This is a genomic window from Streptomyces sp. CNX435 (assembly GCF_059570575.1).
Genome location: NZ_JCANTA010000008.1, coordinates 19,816 through 38,961 on the forward strand (window position 1 = coordinate 19,816; position 19,146 = coordinate 38,961).

The 19,146-nt window shown below is 74.9% G+C and carries 12 protein-coding genes; 5 read left to right on the forward strand and 7 right to left on the reverse strand.

All coding sequences use genetic code 11. From position 1 onward, the window contains the following. Nucleotides 1-29: 29 nt before the first annotated feature. The 7 genes from murD to rsmH are packed head-to-tail and all read right to left on the reverse strand — an operon-like array spanning nt 30 to nt 9,523. Nucleotides 30-1,490: a UDP-N-acetylmuramoyl-L-alanine--D-glutamate ligase gene (murD, locus tag T328_RS15815; RefSeq protein ID WP_496496678.1), complete on the reverse strand. Its 1,461-nt coding sequence runs from the start codon at nt 1,488-1,490 to the stop codon at nt 30-32. 28 nt (nt 1,491-1,518) lie between these two features. After that, complete coding sequence (gene mraY / locus T328_RS15820) at nt 1,519-2,586, reverse strand: phospho-N-acetylmuramoyl-pentapeptide-transferase (RefSeq protein WP_496496679.1); 1,068 nt, start codon at nt 2,584-2,586, stop codon at nt 1,519-1,521. Then, nucleotides 2,583-4,013 carry a UDP-N-acetylmuramoyl-tripeptide--D-alanyl-D-alanine ligase gene (locus T328_RS15825; protein WP_496496680.1) on the reverse strand — a complete coding sequence of 477 codons (1,431 nt, stop codon included), beginning with the start codon at nt 4,011-4,013 and terminating at the stop codon, nt 2,583-2,585. The genes mraY and T328_RS15825 overlap by 4 nt, the downstream gene beginning before the upstream one ends. After that, nucleotides 4,010-5,995 (reverse strand): UDP-N-acetylmuramoyl-L-alanyl-D-glutamate--2,6-diaminopimelate ligase, encoded by a 1,986-nt coding sequence (locus T328_RS15830; RefSeq protein ID WP_496496681.1) that lies wholly within the window; start codon nt 5,993-5,995, stop codon nt 4,010-4,012. Before T328_RS15830 ends, T328_RS15825 begins: the two co-directional genes overlap by 4 nt. Nucleotides 5,996-6,019: 24 nt before the next feature. Next, nucleotides 6,020-8,116 carry a peptidoglycan D,D-transpeptidase FtsI family protein gene (locus T328_RS15835; RefSeq protein WP_496496682.1) on the reverse strand — a complete coding sequence of 699 codons (2,097 nt, stop codon included), beginning with the start codon at nt 8,114-8,116 and terminating at the stop codon, nt 6,020-6,022. Further along, nucleotides 8,113-8,538, reverse strand: a complete 426-nt coding sequence (gene ftsL / locus T328_RS15840) for a cell division protein FtsL (protein WP_496496683.1) — start codon at nt 8,536-8,538, stop codon at nt 8,113-8,115. Before ftsL ends, T328_RS15835 begins: the two co-directional genes overlap by 4 nt. Before the next feature lie 22 nt (nt 8,539-8,560). Continuing rightward, nucleotides 8,561-9,523 carry a 16S rRNA (cytosine(1402)-N(4))-methyltransferase RsmH gene (gene rsmH / locus T328_RS15845; RefSeq protein WP_496496684.1) on the reverse strand — a complete coding sequence of 321 codons (963 nt, stop codon included), beginning with the start codon at nt 9,521-9,523 and terminating at the stop codon, nt 8,561-8,563. Between the two features lie 295 nt (nt 9,524-9,818). Between rsmH and T328_RS15850 the strand changes: the two genes are divergently transcribed. The 5 genes from T328_RS15850 (at nt 9,819) to T328_RS15870 (ending at nt 18,844) form a co-directional block, all read left to right on the forward strand. After that, a complete protein-coding gene (locus T328_RS15850) occupies nt 9,819-10,376 on the forward strand; it encodes a beta-class carbonic anhydrase (RefSeq protein ID WP_496496685.1) in 558 nt (185 codons plus the stop codon). A gap of 158 nt (nt 10,377-10,534) precedes the next feature. Next, nucleotides 10,535-11,572, forward strand: a complete 1,038-nt coding sequence (locus T328_RS15855) for an AAA family ATPase (protein WP_496496686.1) — start codon at nt 10,535-10,537, stop codon at nt 11,570-11,572. Beyond that, nucleotides 11,572-12,972 (forward strand): DUF58 domain-containing protein, encoded by a 1,401-nt coding sequence (locus T328_RS15860; protein WP_496496687.1) that lies wholly within the window; start codon nt 11,572-11,574, stop codon nt 12,970-12,972. Before T328_RS15855 ends, T328_RS15860 begins: the two co-directional genes overlap by 1 nt. Nucleotide 12,973: 1 nt before the next feature. Beyond that, entirely contained in the window at nt 12,974-15,367 is a 2,394-nt protein-coding gene (locus T328_RS15865) for a transglutaminase TgpA family protein (protein ID WP_496496688.1), read from the forward strand. Nucleotides 15,368-15,607: 240 nt separating this feature from the next. Further along, nucleotides 15,608-18,844 carry a WD40 repeat domain-containing protein gene (locus T328_RS15870; RefSeq protein ID WP_496496689.1) on the forward strand — a complete coding sequence of 1,079 codons (3,237 nt, stop codon included), beginning with the start codon at nt 15,608-15,610 and terminating at the stop codon, nt 18,842-18,844. Nucleotides 18,845-19,146 lie beyond the last annotated feature (302 nt).

A 19,146-nucleotide genomic window follows, 5' to 3' on the forward strand; every position in this document is an offset into this window, starting at 1 on the left:
GGCCGGGGCAGCGTCCGTACGCCGCCGGGTTACCCGGTTCCCCGGTCCCCGCCGGCGGCGAGTTCGTGCACCGCGGCGGCGAATGCCTCGCCGCGCACGTTGTAGTTCGTGAACATGTCCATCGAGGCGCAGGCCGGCGCCAGCAGCACGGTGTCGCCGGCCCGGGCCAGCCGCGCCGCCTCGGCGACGGCCGCCGCCATTGCCCCGGAGTCGGTCCGGTCCAGGTCCACCACCGGCACCCCGGGCGCGTGTGTCGCCAGCGCGTCGGCGATGAGCGCGCGGTCGCGGCCGATCAGCACGGCGCCGCGCAGCCGCCGCGCCGCGCCCGCGACGAGGTCGTCGAAGGTGGCGCCCTTGGCCAGCCCGCCGGCGATCCAGACGATGCCGTCGTACGCGGCCAGCGAGGCCGCGGTGGCGTGGGTGTTGGTCGCCTTGGAGTCGTCCACGTACGTCACGCCGCCGGCCTCGGCGACCCGCTCGATGCGGTGCGGCTCGGGGCGGAAGGCACGCAGCCCCTCACGTACGGCCGCGGGCGGGGCCCCGTACGCGCGCGCGAGGGCGGCGGCGGCGAGGGCGTTGGCGACATTGTGCGGGGCGGGGTGCGGGGCGGGCGGCTGCACGTCGGTGACGGCAGCCAGCTCCTGCGCCGTACGCTGCGGGTCCGGCACGAACGCCCGGTCCACCAGCAGCCCGTCGACGACGCCGAGCTGCCCGGGCGCCGGGGCGCCGGGGGTGAACCCGACCGCGCGGCAGCCCTCCTCGACGTCGGCCCCGCGCACCAGTTCCTCGGTGGCCGGGTCCGCGATGTTGTAGACGCACGCCACCCGGTTGCCCTCGTAGATACGGCCCTTGTCGGCGGCGTACGCCGCCATGGAGCCGTGCCAGTCGAGGTGGTCGGGGGCGAGGTTGAGGACGACGGCGGAGTGGGCGCGTACGGACGGCGCCCAGTGGAGCTGGTAGCTGGACAGCTCGACGGCGAGCACGTCGAGGTCCGCGTACGGGCCGTGGCCGGTGACGACGTCGACGAGCGGGACGCCGATGTTGCCGACGGCGGCGGTGCGCTGCCCGGCGGCTTCGAGCATGGCGGCGAGCATCTTCACGGCGGTGGTCTTGCCGTTGGTGCCGGTGACCGCCAGCCAGTCGGCGGGCGGCCGACCTGTCGCCGAGGTGCCGCGCAGCCGCCAGGCCAGCTCCACGTCGCCCCAGACCGGGACGCCGGCCGCCGCGGCGGCGGCGAACAGCGGGGCGGAGGGCTTCCATCCGGGCGTGGTGACGACCAGCTCCGTGCCCGCGGGCAGGGTGTCGCCGTCGCCGAGCCGTACGGTGACGCCCAGCGGCGCCAGCTCCGCGGCCTGTGCCCGGGCCCGGTCGTGGTCGGCGCCGTCGACGACGGTGACCTCCGCGCCGAGCCGGTGCAGCGCGCGGGCGGCGGGCCCGCCGCTGACCCCGAGCCCCGCGACGGTCACCCGGCGGCCGGCGAACTCGCTCACGCCGGCCCCCCGTACACCCGCCGGCCGCTCACCGGGCCGCCCAGCCGGCGTAGAAGATGCCCAGGCCGACGATCACGCACATGCCCTGGATGATCCAGAATCTGACCACCACGAGCACTTCGCTCCAGCCCTTCAGCTCGAAGTGGTGCTGTAGTGGCGCCATTCTGAAGACCCGTTTGCCGGTCATCCGGAACGACCCGACCTGGATCACCACGGACAGGGTGATGAGGACGAACAGGCCGCCGAGGATGGAGAGGAGCAGTTCGGTGCGGGAGGCGATGGCCAGGCCCGCGAGCGCGCCGCCAAGGGCCAGCGAGCCGGTGTCGCCCATGAAGATCTTCGCGGGCGAGGTGTTCCACCACAGGAAGCCGAAGCAGGCGCCCATCAGGGCGGAGGCGACGACGGCGAGGTCGAGCGGGTCGCGTACGTCGTAGCAGGCGCCCGGGTTGGTCAGGACGTCCGCGTTGATGCAGGACTCCTGGTACTGCCAGACGCCGATGAAGACGTACGCGCCGAAGACCATCACCGAGGCGCCGGTGGCCAGGCCGTCCAGGCCGTCGGTGAGGTTCACGCCGTTCGACATCGCCAGGATCATGAAGAGCGCCCAGAGGACGAACAGCACCGGGCCGATCGACCAGCCGAAGTCCTGGGTGAAGGACAGCTTGGTGGACGCGGGCGTCAGCTGGCGGTGGTCCTCGAAGTTCAGCGACAGCACCGCGAAGGCGATGCCGACGGTGAACTGGCCGAGCATCTTCGCCTTGGCCCGCAGGCCCAGGCTGCGCTGTTTGACGATCTTGATGTAGTCGTCGAGGAAGCCGACCAGGCCCAGGCCGGCCATCAGGAAGAGCACCAGCAGCCCGGAGTACGTGGGCGAACTGCCGGTGGCGACCTTGGTGATCGCGTACGCGATGATCGTGGCCAGGATGAACGCGACGCCGCCCATTGTCGGCGTGCCCCGCTTGCTGTGGTGCGCCTGCGGGCCGTCGTCGCGGATGAACTGCCCGTACCCGCGGCGGGCCAGGAGTTTGATCAGCAGTGGGGTGCCGATGAGGGAGAAGAAGAGCCCGAGGGCTCCGGAGAAGAGGATCTGCCTCATCGGGCGGCGCCCTCCTCGTCGAGCAGCGCTTCCGCCACGCGCCACAGCGCCTCGGATCTGGACGCCTTGACGAGCACGACGTCTCCCGGCCGCAGCTCGCCGCGCATCAGGTCGACAGCCGCGTCGACGTCGGACACGTGCACCGACTCCTCACCCCACGAACCCTCGTTCTTCGCGCCCATGTCCAGCCAGGCGGCCTCCTGCCGGCCCACTGCCACGAGCTTGCTGATGCCCAGGCGGACGGCCAGCCGGCCCACGCCGTCGTGCTCGACCATGGCGTGGTCGCCCAGCTCCGCCATCGCGCCCAGCACGGCGAAGGTCCGTCCCCCCGGCGCCGCACTGCCCCGTCCCATGGCGGCGAGCGCGCGCAGCGCGGCCCGCGTGGACTCGGGGTTGGCGTTGTACGCGTCGTTGACGACCGTCACGCCGTCCGCCCGCCGCCTGACCTCCATGCGCCGGCCGGACAGCGCCTCGGCGGCGGAGAGCGCCTCGGCGATCTCCGCCGGGGGCATGCCCAGCTCGTGCGCGACGGCGGCGGCGGCGAGCGCGTTCGACACGTGGTGCTCACCGTACAGCCGCATGATCACACCGGCGCTGCCGGCAGGCGTGTGCAGGGTGAATTCCGGCCGCCCGTCGGCGGTGAGGCGGACGTCCGCGGCCCGTACGCCGGCCTCGGGCGCCTCGCCGTAGTACACGGTGCGCGCCCGGGTACGGGACGCCATCGCGCGGACGAGGGGGTCGTCGGCGTTGAGCACGGCGACCCCGCCCTCGGCTCCCGGCGGCAGCGCCTCGACCAGCTCGCCCTTGGCCTCGGCGATCTTCTCCCGGCCGCCGAACTCGCCGATGTGCGCGGTGCCGACGTTGAGGACGAGGCCGATGCGCGGCGGCGTCACCGCGGCCAGCTCACGGATGTGGCCGAGGCCGCGGGCGCCCATCTCCAGCAGCAGGTACCGGGTGTCGGCGGCGGCCTGGAGTGCGGTGACGGGATGGCCGATCTCGTTGTTGAACGACCCGTGGGTGTAGACCGTCGGGCCGAGGCGCTGGAGCAGTTGGGCGAGCAGATCCTTGGTGGACGTCTTGCCCGAGGAGCCGGTGAGCGCGATGAGTGCGGTGAGGGACCCGTGGAGGCGGGCGACGACGTGCTTGGCCAGGGCGCTGAGCGCCGGGGGCACGGAGTCGACCACGACGGTCGGCACGCCCTCGACGGGGCGGGTGCCGAGGACGCCGGTGGCGCCGGCGGCGACGGCGCGGGCGGCGTAGTCGTGCCCGTCGACGTGCTCACCGGCGAACGCGGCGAAGAGGCCGCCCGGTTCCGCCTGCCGCGAGTCGATGACCACGGGGCGGGTGACCAGCGCCTGCGGGTCGGCCACGCCGTGCAGCTCGCCGCCGGTCAGGTCGGCGACCTCGGCGAGGCTGAGCGGAATCACCGTACGCCTCCGGCGGGGTCGGCGGGGTCCGCGGGATCCGCAGGACCGGCGGGCGCTGCGGGCCCGGCGGACGCTGCGGGATCTACCGGAGCTGCCGGATCGGCGGGATCTGCGGGATCTCGCGGTACGCCGCCGGAAGCGGCGCCTCCGGCGGGCCGGCGGCCGGCCGGCGCGGCGGCGCCCGGCCGGTTGCCGGCCGGCGGCGCGGCGGACGGGCCACCGCGCGTCGGGGCGCCCTCGGTCCCGGGTTCCGGACCGGCGGTCGCCCAGCCCACGGCCCCGCCGGCGAGGCGCTCGCGGATCGCCTTGCGCAGCTCGTCGCGGTCGTCGAAGGGACGTACCACACCGGCCGTGTCCTGGCCCTGCTCGTGGCCCTTGCCGGCGATCAGCACCGTGTCGCCGGCGCCGGCGCGGGCCACCGCTATGGCGATGGCGCCGGCCCGGTCGGCCTCGACCAGCACGTCGCCGCGCTCGTAGACCGGCACCTCGGCGGCGCCGGCGAGCATCGCGGCGAGGATCGCGAGGGGGTCCTCGGAGCGGGGGTTGTCGGAGGTGAGTACCGCGGTGTCGGCGAGCCGGCCGGCCGTGGCGCCCATCGGGCCGCGCTTGTGCGGGTCGCGGTCGCCGCCGCAGCCGACGACCACGTGCAGCCGGTTCGCGGTGACCTTGCGCAGCGCGCGCAGCACGGACTCCAGCGCGTCGGGCTTGTGGGCGTAGTCGACGACGGCGAGGTAGCCCTGGCCCGCGTCCACCCGCTCCAGCCGGCCCGGCACGCCCGGCACGGCGGCCACGCCGCCGGCGGCGGTGGCCGGGTCGACGCCGGCGGTGACGAGGGCGGCGATGGCGGCGAGGGTGTTGGAGACGTTGAACGTGCCGGGCAGCGGCGCCTCGGCGGGGATCGCGACACCGCCGGGGCCGACGGCGGTGAACGAGGAGCCGAGCACCCCGATCTCGACGTCCTCGGCGCGCCAGTCGGCGTCCGGGTGGCCTTCGGCGGAGTACGTGGTGACGGGGTAGTCGCCGCCGTCGTCGGGGGCCGCGGCCTCCTCGGCGAGGCGCGCCCCGTACTCGTCGTCGATGTTGACGACGCCCGCCCGCGACCTGGCCGGCGTGAACAGCTGCGCCTTGGCCCGGAAGTAGTCCTCCATGCCGGTGTGGAAGTCCAGGTGCTCGGGGCTCAGGTTGGTGAAGACGGCGACGTCGAAGAGGACGCCGTCGACCCGGCCGAGCACCAGGGCGTGGCTGGAGACCTCCATCGCCACCGACGCGACGCCGCGCTGCCGCATCACCGCGAACAGCGCCTGGAGGTCCGTCGCCTCCGGCGTGGTCCGCTCCGACTTCAGCCGCTCGTCGCCGATGCGCGTCTCGACGGTGCCGATGAGGCCGGTGAGCCCGTCGCCGGCCTTCTCGGCCGCGGCCCGCAGCCCGCCCTCGACGAGGTACGCGGTCGTGGTCTTGCCCGACGTGCCGGTGACCCCGATCTGCAGCAGCTCCCGCCCCGGCTCGCCGTAGACCGCCGCGGCCAGCTCCCCCATCCGGCCCCGCGGGTCGCCGACGACCAGCACCGGCAGCCCGGTGCCCGCGGCCCGCTCCATCCCGGCCGGGTCGGTCAGCACCGCGGCGGCGCCGAGGTCGGCGGCCTGGGCGGCGAAGTCGGCGCCGTGCAGCCGGGAGCCGGGCAGCGCGGCGTAGACGTCGCCGGGGCGGACGGCGCGCGAGTCGTGGGTGATGCCGGTGACGGTGACGTCCTTGGCCGCGCCGGTGACGCCGGTGCCCAGCCGGTCGGCCAGATCCGTGAGCGGTACGGGGCCGATCTCGGCGGGGCGGGGCGCCCACGGATGGCTCGCCGGGGCGCCCGACGCTTCCTGGTGGAACTGATCGGGGTGGGGCACGGCGGTGAGCGTACCGGGCCCGCCTGCCGCACCGCCAAGCCAGGGGGGCCGCGGTCGGCCGTTCCCCGGATCGTCCGTGATTGTGCTCACTGCGCAGGTCCGATCTTTCAGTTCTTATCGGCCGTCGGCCGCTTCGCCGGCGTCGAAGGTGACCGGCATCGGCTTCGCCTCGACCCCCGTGGGCGGCACCTGAAGCGTCTTGAGCGCGAACTCCATGACCTTCTTGTAGACGGGGCCGCAGATCTGGCCGCCGAAGTAGCTGCCCTCGGTGGGGTTCTGGATGGCGCAGTACACGGTCACGCGCGGGGCGTCGGCGGGGGCGAAGCCCGCGAACGAGGCGGTGTAGCCGCTGTAGCGGCCGGTCTGCGGATCCACCCGGTTGGAGGTGCCGGTCTTGCCGGCGGCGCGGTAGCCCGGGATACGGGCCTTCATGCCGGTGCCCTGCTCGTCGTCGACGACGGACTCCAACATGCGGGAGAGGGTCCGGGCCGTCTTCTCGCTGACGACGCGGTCCTTCTCCGGCTTCGGCGCCGGGTCGAAGCGGCCGTCAGGGCCATGGCTGCCGCGGACGAGGGTGGGCTCGATCCGTACGCCGCCGTTGGCGACGGTGGAGTAGACGGAGGCGGCCTGCATCGCGTTGACGGACAGGCCCTGGCCGAACGGGATCGTGTACTGCTGCGCCGGGTCCCACTCGGCGGCGGGCTTCAGCAGGCCCGGGGTCTCGCCGGCGACGCCGAGGCCGCTGCGGCGGCCGAGGCCGAAGTCGCTGAGGTAGGAGTGGAGGATCTCGTTGGCCTGTTTCTGGTTCTTCCCGAGCTGCTCGACGGCGAGGATCGTGCCGATGTTGCTGGACTTGGCGAGCACGCCGTTGAGGGTGAGGTACCAGGTCGGGTGCTCGATGTCGTCGTGGAAGGCGTGGCCGCCGCGGGGCAGCGCGTTCGGCACGGTGACGTGGGTGTCGGGGGCGGCGACGCCCTCCTCCAGCACCGCGGCCATGGAGATGACCTTGTTGACGCTGCCGGGCTCGTACGCGTCCTCCAGGGCCGGGTTGCCGAGGGTGCCCGGCGTGGCCGCGGAGAGGTCGTTGGGGTCGAAGCCGGGGGCGTTGGCCATGGCCAGGATCTCGCCGGTGCGGGTGTCCTGCACGATGACGTAGCCGCGGTCGGCCGCGGAGGCGTCGACCTGCTTCTCGATGGCGTTCTGGGCCGCCCACTGGATGTCGCGGTCGATGGTCAGCTCGACGTCGGAGCCGGGTTCTGCGGGGTTCTCCTCGGCGTCCACGGTGGGGATGCGGCGGCCGGCGGACTGGGCGTAGACGAGCTTGCCGTCCTTGCCGGCGAGCAGCTTGTCGTGCTCGCGCTCGACGCCCCCGCGGCCCTCGCCGTCGGCGTTGACGAAGCCCAGTATCCCGGCGGCCAGGTCGCCGTTCGGATAGACGCGCTTGTTGCGCTCCTCCGCGAACACGCCGCCGAGCACGTCCGGCCGGCCGCCCGCTGCCGCGCGCTCGGCCGACTCGGTCTTCAGCTTCTTGATCTCGTTCCAGACCTGCGGCGTCTGCATCGCCGCGAGCTTCACGTAGCGCGAGTCGGGCGTGGCGAGCTTGGCCTGAAGCTCCTTCGCGTCCGCGTTCAGCACCGGCGCCAGCACCTCGGCGGCCCGCCGCGGCGCGTCCTCGACGTCGGCCTGCTTGCGGGTGAAGAGGTACGGGTCGGCGGTGATGTCGTACGCGTCGACCGTGCTGGCCAGCTCGACGCCGTTGCGGTCGGTGATGACGCCGCGCTCGGCGCTGAGGGTCATCGGCACGTACCGGTTGACCTGGGCCTTCTCCGTGTACTCGCCGGCGTCCACGGCCTGCACCTGCAGCAGCCGGGCGGTGAAGACCAGCAGGAGGAGGGTGAGGCCGACGCTGACCAGGCGCAACCGGGGGCGGGGCGAGGCGAGCCGGATCCGCGGTCCGCCGCCGGCGGGGCGGCGGGGCCGGGGGCCGGGGGTGGACGCCCGGGTACGGGGCCGGGGCCGGGCGGCACCGCCACCGCCGCCGCTCGCGGGGCGGGGGACGCGGCGGCGCGGGGCGGGGTCGGATCCGTCGCGGCCGTCGCGGCCGTCGCGGCCGTCGCGGCCGTCGCGGCCGTCGCGGCCGTCGCGGCCGTCGCGGCCGTCGCGGCCGTCGCGGCCGTCGCGGGAGGAACTGCCGGAGCCGCGGGTCGTCACGGTGCCTCCTCGTCGTCCCGCGACGGCTCCGCGGCGTCCGCCGGTCTCGGCGCCGGCGGTGGCGGGCCCGTCGCCGTCCACAGCTCGCCCCGTACGCCGCCCACCGGCGAGAGGAAGACCGGCGGCCCGCCCGGCACCATGCCCAGCTCCCGGGCCCGATTCTCCAGCGCGTCCGGCGCCGACCGCTCCTCCACCTCCTGGCGCAGCCGCTGCTCCTCGTCCGTCAGCCGGGTCGTCTCCCGCTTCAGGTTGCCGACCCGGAAGGAGCCCTGGTTGACGGCCGCGTTGAGCAGCAGCAGCGCGAGCAGGCCCGCGCCCAGCAGCACCACCACGAGCAGCACGAACGGCGTGCGCGCCGCCGAGCTGCCGCCCAGCAGCCGGGCGCCGCCCTCGCGCGGGAACGCGATCCTCGGCCGCCTCACGGCGCACCCGCTCCGCTCCGGCTCACACGTCCTCCCGGATCCGCTCCGCCGCCCGCAGCCGCGCGGGGGCGGCCCGGCGGTTCGCCGCGATCTCCTCCTCCGCCGGCCGCTCCGCGCCCCGGGTGAGGAGCCGCAGCCGCGGCTGGTGGTGCTCCGGCACCACCGGCAGCCCCGGCGGCGCGGTGTTCGCGGCGCCGGCCGCGAGCACCCGCTTGACGAGCCGGTCCTCCAGCGAGTGGTACGCCAGCACGGCGATCCGCCCGCCGACCGCCAGCGCCGCGACGGCCGCGGGCACGGCCCGTTCGAGCACGGCCAGCTCGCCGTTGACCTCGATGCGCAGCGCCTGGAACGTGCGCTTGGCGGGGTTGCCGCCGGTGCGCTTCGCGGCCTGCGGCAGCGCCTCGCGGATCACCTCGACCAGCCGCGCGCTGCGCGCGAACGGCTCCTTCTGCCGCTCCCGCACCACGGCCTCGACGATGCGCCGCGCCTGCTTCTCCTCGCCGTACGCGCGCAGGATGCGCACCAGCTCGCCGGGCGGGTACGTGTTCAGCACCTCGGCGGCGCTCACGCCCCGGGTCTGGTCCATGCGCATGTCCAGCGGCGCGTCCTGCGCGTACGCGAAGCCGCGCTCGGCCTCGTCCAGCTGCATGGACGACACGCCCAGGTCGAACAGCACCCCCTGCACCCGCCCGACGTCGAGCTTGTCGAGCACGGCGGGCAGTTCGTCGTAGACCGCGTGCACCAGCGTCACCCGCCCGGTGTACGAAGCGAGCCGCCGGCCGGCCAGCTCCAGGGCGGCGGGGTCGCGGTCCAGCGCGACGAGCCGGAGGCCGGGGTGGGCGGCGAGCAGGGCCTCGCTGTGGCCGCCGAGGCCCAGCGTGCAGTCGACGGCCACCGCGCCGGGCGCGGACAGCGCCGGGGCCAGCAGCTCGGTGGTGCGGCGGAGCATGACGGGGACGTGTGCAGCGGCGCGTGCGTCGTTCACGGTGCCGCCTCCTGTCCCGCCCGTCTGCCGAAGGGGAGCGGCCACCTCCGCCCTGCGAGGCGACGCCGGCCGGGCCCGGAGCGGGCCGCCGGCCGCGCGGGCGACGGGCGAACCGCGTGAAAGGGGGCGCCACGGCTCCCACTTCGCGTCACTTTAGCCCACTGCACCCCCCGGTCAGTCAAGGACCGTAAGGCGCGCCCCGCCCCGGCCGCGGGCGGGGCGGGGCGCATTGCTCCCTGTGGGCTACCTCACCCGGACCGGGCGGCGGTGCCGCCGCCCGGATACGGTCGTAGGTATGACGCCCGCTGACAGCACGTCGTCCGGCCCGGACTCCCGCGCCCCGACCGTCACCGACCGGCTCGTGGCCGCCAACCGCGGGTACGCCGGAGGCTTCGACGACCCCGGCATGGACGCCCGGCCCGTACTGGGGGTCGCGGTGGTCGCCTGCATGGACGCGCGGCTGGACCTGCACGCCGCGCTGGGCCTGGAGCTGGGCGACTGCCACACGATCCGCAACGCCGGCGGCGTGGTCACCGACGACACCATCCGCTCGCTGACCATCAGCCAGCGCGCCCTGGGCACCCGCAGCGTGGTGCTCATCCACCACACCGACTGCGGCCTGCTGAGCATCACCGAGGAGTTCCGCTTCGAGCTGGAGGCGGAGGTCGGGCAGCGGCCGGCCTGGTCGGTCGAGTCGTTCCGCGACCTGGACGCGGACGTGCGGCAGTCCATCCGCCGGGTGGAGACCTCGCCGTTCCTGTTGCACACGGACGACGTGCGAGGCTTTGTATTCGACGTGCGCACGGGACTGCTCCGCGAGGTGTCGGTGGAGCAAATCACGGCGGGCGACTGACGAAACCGGCATTCGGCAGCAAGAATGCGGGTGTGGCGGCTCCGCCGACACCGTTCTGCGACTTCCGCAGCGACGGCGTGCGGCGGGGCGCCACGGTATCGGGGAGGGCCGGACCGCGACCGCGGCGCACGGCCCGTGCGACGGGCCGAGGAGGGCCGGTGACGACGTATGACGAGCGAGCGAGCCTCAGCGATCTGACCAGTACCGCGGATGATGTCCGGCGGTCGGTGGAGAGCGTGATCGAGGGCAAGCCCGAGGCGGTCCGGCTCTCGCTGACCGTCCTGCTCGCCGAGGGCCACCTGCTGATCGAGGACGTGCCGGGCGTCGGGAAGACCATGCTCGCCAAGGCGCTGGCGAAGTCGATCGACTGCTCGGTGCGGCGCATCCAGTTCACTCCCGACCTGCTGCCCTCCGACATCACCGGCGTGAGCGTCTACGACCAGCAGCACCGGGACTTCGAGTTCAAGCCCGGTGCGATCTTCGCCCAGATCGTCATCGGCGACGAGATCAACCGGGCCTCCCCCAAGACGCAGTCGGCGCTGCTGGAGTCGATGGAGGAGCGGCAGGTCACCATCGACACGCAGACGTACGAGCTGCCCAGCCCGTTCATGGTGGTCGCCACCCAGAACCCCATCGAGATGGAGGGCACGTACCCGCTGCCTGAGGCCCAGCGCGACCGCTTCATGGCCCGGCTGTCCATCGGCTACCCAAGCGCGGCGGCGGAGCTGGAGATGCTGGACGTGCACGGCGGGATCTCCCCGCTGGGCGACCTGCAGCCGGTCGCGCACGCCCACGACATAGTCAAGCTGATCGACGCGGTGCGTACGGTGCACGTCGCGGACTCCGTACGCCGGTACGCGGTGGACCTGGTGACCTCCACCCGGCAGCACCCGGAGCTGCGGCTCGGCGCCTCGCCGCGGGCCACGCTGCACCTGCTGCGGGCGGCGAAGGCCGCCGCGGCGCTGGGAGGGCGGGAGTTCACGCTGCCGGACGACGTGCAGGCGCTGGCCGTGCACGTGCTGGCGCACCGGCTGCTGCCCACGGCGCAGGCCCAGCTCAACCGGCGTACGGCCGAGCAGATCGTCGCCGAGATCCTGCAGCAGGTGCCGGTGCCGGCCGCCGACATGCAGCGCCCGCCGCAGATGCCACCCGCGTACGGCGGCGGCGCGCACAGCCCGGACGGCCGGCGGTTCTGATGGCCGGCCAGTCCCCGCCCGCCCCCGCCGCGCCGCCCGCGGGCCCGGACGCCCAGGCGGGCGGGCTGCGTACGGCCCTGGCCGGCACCACCACGCGCGGTCGCTCGTTCCTCGCCGCCGGGCTCGCGGCCGGCGCGTGCAGCTACATACTCGGCCAGCCCGACCTGCTCCGGGTGGGGCTGCTGCTGGCCGCGCTGCCGCTGGTGTGCGCGGCCGTCCTGCACCGCACGCGCTACCGCGTCGGGGGCAGCCGCAAGCTGTCGCCCGCCCGGGTGCCGGCGGGCTCCGAGGCCCGGGTGCACCTGCGGCTGGAGAACGTCTCCCGGCTGCCGACCGGGCTGCTGATGCTCCAGGACCGGCTGCCGTACGTGCTGGGCCCCCGGCCCCGCTTCGTCCTGGACCGGGTGGAGCCGGGCGGCAAGCGCGAGGTGACCTACCGGGTCCGCTCCGACCTGCGCGGGCGCTACCCGCTGGGCCCGCTGCAGCTGCGGCTCTCCGACCCGTTCGGCATGTGCGAGATGACCCGCTCCTTCAGCGCGTACGACACGCTGACCGTGGTGCCGCGCACCGAACCGCTGGCCCCGGTCCGCCTCGCCGGCGAGGCCGCCGGCTACGGCGACGGCCGGCACCGCACCCTCGCCCTGGCCGGCGAGGACGACGTCATCCCCCGCGGCTACCGGCACGGCGACGACCTGCGGCGGGTGCACTGGCGCTCCACCGCGAAGTACGGCGAGCTGATGGTCCGCCGCGAGGAGCAGCCGCAGCGCGCGGGCTGCACGGTGCTGCTGGACACCCGGCGCGACGCCTACACCGGCGCCGGCCCGGACTCGCCCTTCGAGTGGGCGGTCTCCGGCGCCGCCTCCGTCGCGCTGCACATGCTGGAGCGCGGCTACACGGTGCGGCTGCTGACCGACGGCGGCGAGCTGGGGACCGGCGTCGACGGGGCGCTGAACTCCCGCGGCGGCGAGTCGGCCGACGCGGCCGGGATACTCCTCGACACCCTCGCCGTCATCGACCACTCCGAGCAGGACACGGTCTCGGCCGCGTACGACGTCCTGCGCGGCGGGCACGAAGGGCTGCTCGTGGCGTTCTTCGGCGACCTGGACGAGGAGCAGGCGGCGCTCGCGGCGCGGATGCGGCAGCGTACGGCGGCGGGGGTGGCGTTCGTGACGGACACCGCGGCCTGGGCGGCGCGCCCGGGCGCGGCCGGCGGCGGATACGGCCCGTACAGCGCGGCCCCCGGCGCGGGGGCGGCGGGCGCCGACCGGGTGCGGCAACTGCGCGAGGCGGGCTGGACGGTGCTGTCCGTACGGCCCGGAACGGCGATGGGCGACCTGTGGCGGGAGGCCGGCGACCAGGCCGGCCAGCTCGCCGCGGCGGCCCGCGGAGGCGAGGGCTGAGATGAGCGGACGGGCCCGGCTCACGGTCAGCGCGGCGGCGGCGTCCCTGCTGGCGGCCACCGCGCTGCTGCCGCTGACCGACAGGATGACCTGGTTCTTCAAGGCGATCTTCGTCGTCTGCGCGATCGGCGGCGTCGGCATGGTCGCCCGCCGTATCCCGCTGGCGCGCCCGCTGACCGTGCTCGTGCAGGCCGCGGTCACCGTGCTGCTGCTCACGATGCTCTTCGCCGGCGAGACGGCGCTCGGCGGGGTGCTCCCCGGCCCGTCGGCGATCGAGGAGTTCCGGCAGCTCTTCCAGGAGGGCGGCGACGACGTCTCCCAATACTCCATCCCGGCTCCGGTCACCGACGGCATCGAGCTGATGCTGATCTCCGGCATCGCCGGGGTGGCGCTGCTGGTGGACGCGGTGGCGGTGACGTTCCGCAGCGCCGCCCCCGCGGGGCTGCCGCTGCTCGCGCTGTACTCCGTGGCCGCCGGGCTCAACCAGGGCGGGAGCTGGCTGACGTTCCTGCTCGCCGGCACCGGCTACCTGCTGCTGCTGCTCGCCGAGGGGCGGGACCGGCTGGCGCAGTGGGGCCGGATGTTCGGCGGCGGCGGGTCCGTGGGCGCGCCGGGCGGGGCCGACCCGGGCGGCGGCGGACGGCCGCTGGCCCCGGTGCGTACGGGCCGGCGGATCGGCGTCGTGGCGCTGGGCCTCGCGCTCGTCGTGCCCGCGGCGCTGCCGTCGCTGGACGGCGGGCTGCTGGACGGCAAGACCACCGGGCCCGGCCAGGGCCCCGGCGGCGGCACGGTCACCGCGATCAACCCCGTGGTGCGGCTGCAGCAGAGCCTGAACCAGCCGGAGAACCGCGAGGTCTTCCGGTACCGCGCCGGCGGCGGGGCGCAGAACCAGGCGCTGTACATGCGCTTCGTCGCCCTCGACCGCTTCGACGGCACCTCCTGGCAGCCCTCGCGCCGCAGCATCGAGGACATCCCGGACCCGCTGCCCACCCCGCAGGGCTACTCCAACAGCCAGGTCGAGTCCGCGCCCGTCACGCTGAACGTGCAGGCCGACGACGACTTCCGGCAGCAGTGGCTGCCCATGCCGTACCCCGCGTACCAGGTGCGCATCGGCGGCGACTGGCGCTACGAGCCGGAGGGCCGGTCCGTCGTCGGCGACGGCGGCACCACCACCGGCGGCGCGGAGTACCAGGTCACCAGCCTGCTCATGGCGCCCACCGCGCGCCAGCTGGCCACCGCACCCGCGCCGGACCCCTCGCTGAGCGGGGAGTACACGCAGGTGCCGGACTCGCTGCCGGACGAGGTGCGGCAGCAGGCGCAGGAGATCACCCGGGATTCGGCGAACGACTACGAGCGGGCGCTCGCGCTCCAGGACTACTTCACCACCAACTTCGTCTACGACACGGAGACCGACCTCGACGCCTCCGACCCCGAGGCGATCCTGAAGTTCCTCCGGGACAAGCAGGGTTTCTGCGTCCACTTCTCCTTCACGATGGCGGCGATGGCGCGGACGCTCGGCATCCCCGCGCGGGTCGCCGTCGGCTTCGTGCCGGGGACGGCGCAGAGCGACGGGTCGATGTCCGTGGGGCTGCAGGACGCGCACGCCTGGCCGGAGCTGTACTTCGAGGGCGCCGGCTGGACCCGCTTCGAGCCGACGCCGACGCGCGGCACGCTGCCCGACTACACGATGGAGAACACCCCGAGCGGCGGCGGCGACCCCGCGGACGAACTGCCGGACCGCGGCAGCACGGCGACGCCGGTCCCGTCCCCGTCGACGTCCGAGGACGAGTGCCCGGCGTCGCTGCGGCGGGCGGACGGCTGCCCGGACGACGAGGCGGCGGCCGGCGGGGCCGCGGGCCCGACCGACAGCGGACCGCCGGCGGCCGGGATCGCGGCGGGGGCGGTCGGCGTACTGCTGCTCCTGCTCCTGCCGGCACTGCCGGCCCTGTGGCGCGTACGGGAACGGGGCAGACGGCTGCGCCCGGGGGCCGGGCCGCTGGCGGCCTGGCGCGAACTGATCGACTCCGCCTGGGACTTCGGGCTGCCACCCGACGAGTCGCAGACGCCGCGGACGACGGCGGCGGCGCTCATCCGGTTCGGCGCGCTGGACGGCGCGGCGGGGCAGTCGGCGCTGCGGGTGGCGGGTGCGGTGGAGCAGACGCTCTACGCGCCACGGCCGCGGCAGATCGACGGGCTGGCGGAGGACGTACGGAAGGTGCGGGCGGCCATGGGCCGCGGCGCGGGCGCGGGCGCGCGGCTGCGCGCGGCGGTGGCACCGCGCTCGTCGGCGCGGCTGCTGTGGGCGGTGTCGGCGCGCTGGGCGGCGGTGACGGGGCGCTGGCGCGGCGCGATGCGCCGCGCGGGCGCGGCGCTGCGGCCCTCGCGCCAGCCGTGACGCTTCCCGCTGCGGGCCGGCGGGTGAGGGGGCGCGTGCACCCGGCCCCCACCCGCCCGCTGCCCGCGTGCACAGGACCGGCGGCGCGCTCTTCCCGTGGCGAGCGGTGCCCCCTGCCCGGCGCGCACCCTGGTGAGCCGGGCCCGTTCGGTGCGTACGGAAGAAGAGAGCCCGGAGCCGGAGAATACGGTCCGAAGCCCCACGCGATCTCTGTCGGCGCCTGCCGCTACCATCCTCCGGGTGATCCCCTCAGATGTCGAACGCGCGGCCGAACGCGTCCTCACCGACCCCGCCCGGCTGGTGCACGACGCCCCCGGTGACATCATTCCGCTCCTGCCCCATGCGATCGGCGGCCCCGCACGCCTGGCCGCGGCGGTCTACCGCACCTCCCTGCAACGCCACCGCCGGGTCGACCCGGCGCGGCGCGCCCAGGTGCTCGCGCTCGACGCCGCGCGCTGGGGTGCCGACGACCTCGCCCGCGCCCTGGCCGCCGTGCCGACCGCCTCCGCGCACGAAGGCACCGTCATCGACTGGAACACCGGGCTGCCGCCCAACAACCGCCTGATACGGCGGTTCTCCGGCCGCACCGACCACGTGAGCGCGGTAGCGGCAGCGGAGCTCGACGGCCGCCCCGTCATCGTCACCGGCAGCTTCATCAGGGACTACGTGCGCGTGTGGGACCCCGCCACCGGAACCGAACTGCGCGCGCCCACGGCTGCCAAGCCCACCGCCCTGACCACCACCGTGCTGGACGGCCGCCCCGTCATCGTCACGGGTGAACTCCGGGGTGGCATCCGCCGGTTCGACCTGGCCACCGGCGCGGAGATCAGCACCGCCCTGCCGGCGCACGACAACTCCCACTCGATCGTCATCACGGAACTCGGTGGCCGCCACGTGGCGGTGAGCTGCGCCTACCCGCCCGACATCGTCCAGGTGTGGGACCTCGACTCGGCAACACGCGTCGGCGAGCCGCTCGAAGGCCACACCAAGCTGGTGACAGGCGCCGACGTGGCCGAGGTCGACGGCCGCGCGGTGCTGGTCACCGCCGGACTCGACCGCACCGTACGCCTGTGGGACCTCGCTGCCGGCACGCAGATCGGCGAGCCCCTCGACTGCTTCAGCGACGCCGTCGCGACGACCGTCCTCAACGGCCGCCCCGTGGCGGTCACCGGCGGCGGCCCGGAACAAGGTTTGCTCGTCTGGGACCTCGCCGAACGCGTCCCGGTGGGCGCGCCGCTGCGCGGTCATCTCCTGCGCCCCGCCGGCATCGCCATCGCCGGGACCGAGGGCCGGCCGGTCGCCGTCAGCGCCAGCTACGACCGCACCGTTCGGCTGTGGGACCTCGCCGAGGGGGTCCAGATCGGCGACGCGCTCACCGACCACACCGAGCGGGTCACCTGCGTCGCGGTCACGGAACTAAACGGGCGCCCTGTCGCGGCCACGGCGAGCGACGACCACACCGTGCTGCTGTGGGACGTCTCCCTGCGCGGCCCCGCCCGCCCCCGGCCAGAAGCGCGGGAGGACCGCCCGGCCTGGCGCCTGGACTGGGCCACGGGCTCCGGCCTCAGCGAACGCGCACTGACGTCGTTCCACGGGACGACGAACGCGCTGGCGTCCGGATCTCTCCACGGAAGTCCCGTCGTGGTGTCCGGCCACGACCGCGAACTGCGGGTCCTCGACCCCGCCACCGGGGAACCGGCCCGCCCGCCCATCCCCACGGGTCACGGCGAATGGGTGACCGACGTAGCGGTCACCGAGCTGGACGGACGGACCGTCGCCGTCAGCACCTCCGCCGACAACACCGTGCGGCTGTGGGACCTCGCCGGCGGCGAGCGGATCGGCGACCCGATGAAGGGGCACACCAAGACGGTGAACGCGGTGGCCGTCGCCGTCGCCGACGGGCGCACCATCGCCGTCACCGGCGGGCGCGACACCACGGTGCGCCTGTGGGACCTTGCCGAACGCGCCCAGATCGGCGAGCCGCTGACCGGACACACCGCCCCGGTCAACGCCATCGCCGTCACCGAACTCGACGGCCGCCCGGTCGCCCTCACCGCGGGCGGAGGCTTCCCCCGCAAGGACACGGCTGTGCGGCTCTGGGACCTGACCACCCGGGCCCCTCTGGGCGACCCCCTCGACGCCGGCACGCACGAGGTCCTGAGCATCGCCACGGCGGTGCTGGACGACCGGCCCATAGCCGTCGTCGTGGCCCGGGACGACGACGCCACCGTGTGGGACCTGGCCACACGCACCGAGATCCGCCGCCTGCCGACCGCGCGGCACCGCCCCAAGGCCGTCGCCGTCGCTTACGTGGACGGGCGCGCCGTAGCCGTCATCGGCGACGGTACAGGCAAGGTCCTGGGCGGCACCGTGCGGCTGTGGGACCTCGCCACCGGCGAGCCGGTCGGCGAGCCCCTGGACACCGATCCCACGACGGCCGTGACGACCGCCGAGATCGACGGCCGCCCGGTGGCAATCACCGGAGGGGACGGCTCCGTGCACGTGTGGGACCTGTCGCAGAACGTGCCGGTTCCGGCCCGCCCGCGCACCGGCCATCTCGGCGGGCTGGTCGCGGCCGGGCTGACCGAGATCGGCGGGCGCCCCGTCGCGGTTACCGGGGCGTATCGCAAGGGCACTGTGCGGACGTGGGACCTCGACAGTGGCGAGCACGCCGGCGCCCCCATCGACGTGGGCTACCTCAGCGACATGGCGGTCACCGAGATCGACGGCCGCCCCGCCGCCGTCATCAGCCCGGACAACGACTTCGGCGCCTGGGACCTCGCCACCGGCGAGGAACTGCTGCGCCACCGGACCGACCACGAAGCCGAGGTGCTCGCCATCGCGGTGGCGCGCGACCGCGACCGGCAGCTGGTCATCACCGGGACCTATGACAACGCGGTCTCCGCGCACGTCCTGGAAACCGGGGCCCGGGCCGGGCGGCGCCGGACGACCCTGCACGGCGACCCCGTCCGCGCCGCCGCCGTCGCCGAGGACGACCGGGGCCGTCCCGTCGCAATCAGCGTGGGCGGTTCGGTTTCGGCCGAGGCCAACGTGTGGCAGGCGCGCAACGGCCGCCAGGTGTGCTGGGCCGTGGTGGGCCACACCGACGACGTGAACGCGGTCGCCACGCTGGCTCTGGGCGGCCGGACGGTGGCGGTCACGGCGGGCCGCGACAAGGCGGTGCGCGTGTGGGGCATCGACGACGGCGAGGCCGTACTGCCGCCGCTGAGCGGCCACACCGGATTCGTCAACGCGGTGGCGGCGGCCGTTGTCGACGGCCGGCCGACCGCGGTCTCGGGCGGCGACGACCGCACCGTCCGGGTGTGGGACCTCGCCGACGAGCACCCGGCCGGTGACGAACTCGTCTTCCCGCACCCGGTGACGGCGCTCGCTCTCAGCCTGCAAGGGCGCATGGTGGTGTGCTTCGGCAGCGACATCGCCGTGTTCACCCGGCTCCCCAAGACGTATCAGGAGTGAGCGGGCGTGAACGCCTCACGCTGTGGGCGGCGGTGCGGGACGGGTGCGCCCGCTTCGTACCCGCCCGTTGCCCGGGCGGGGTTCGAGTGCGGCTCAAGCGGGTCTCAGGTGCGGGGGCGAGGGCACGTCCTTCTTGGCGTGGCCGGGGTGCGGCAGGAGCCGCTCCCCCCGTAACGCGTTGAACGCCCACGGGCCGTGCCCGTGGGCGCATCTCCGCCCCCTGCGTTACGTCTGCGGCGCCGGCTCCCGGCCCGGGCGACCAATGCGGGGAACGCCGCGCTGCGATCCGCAGCGCCGGCCGG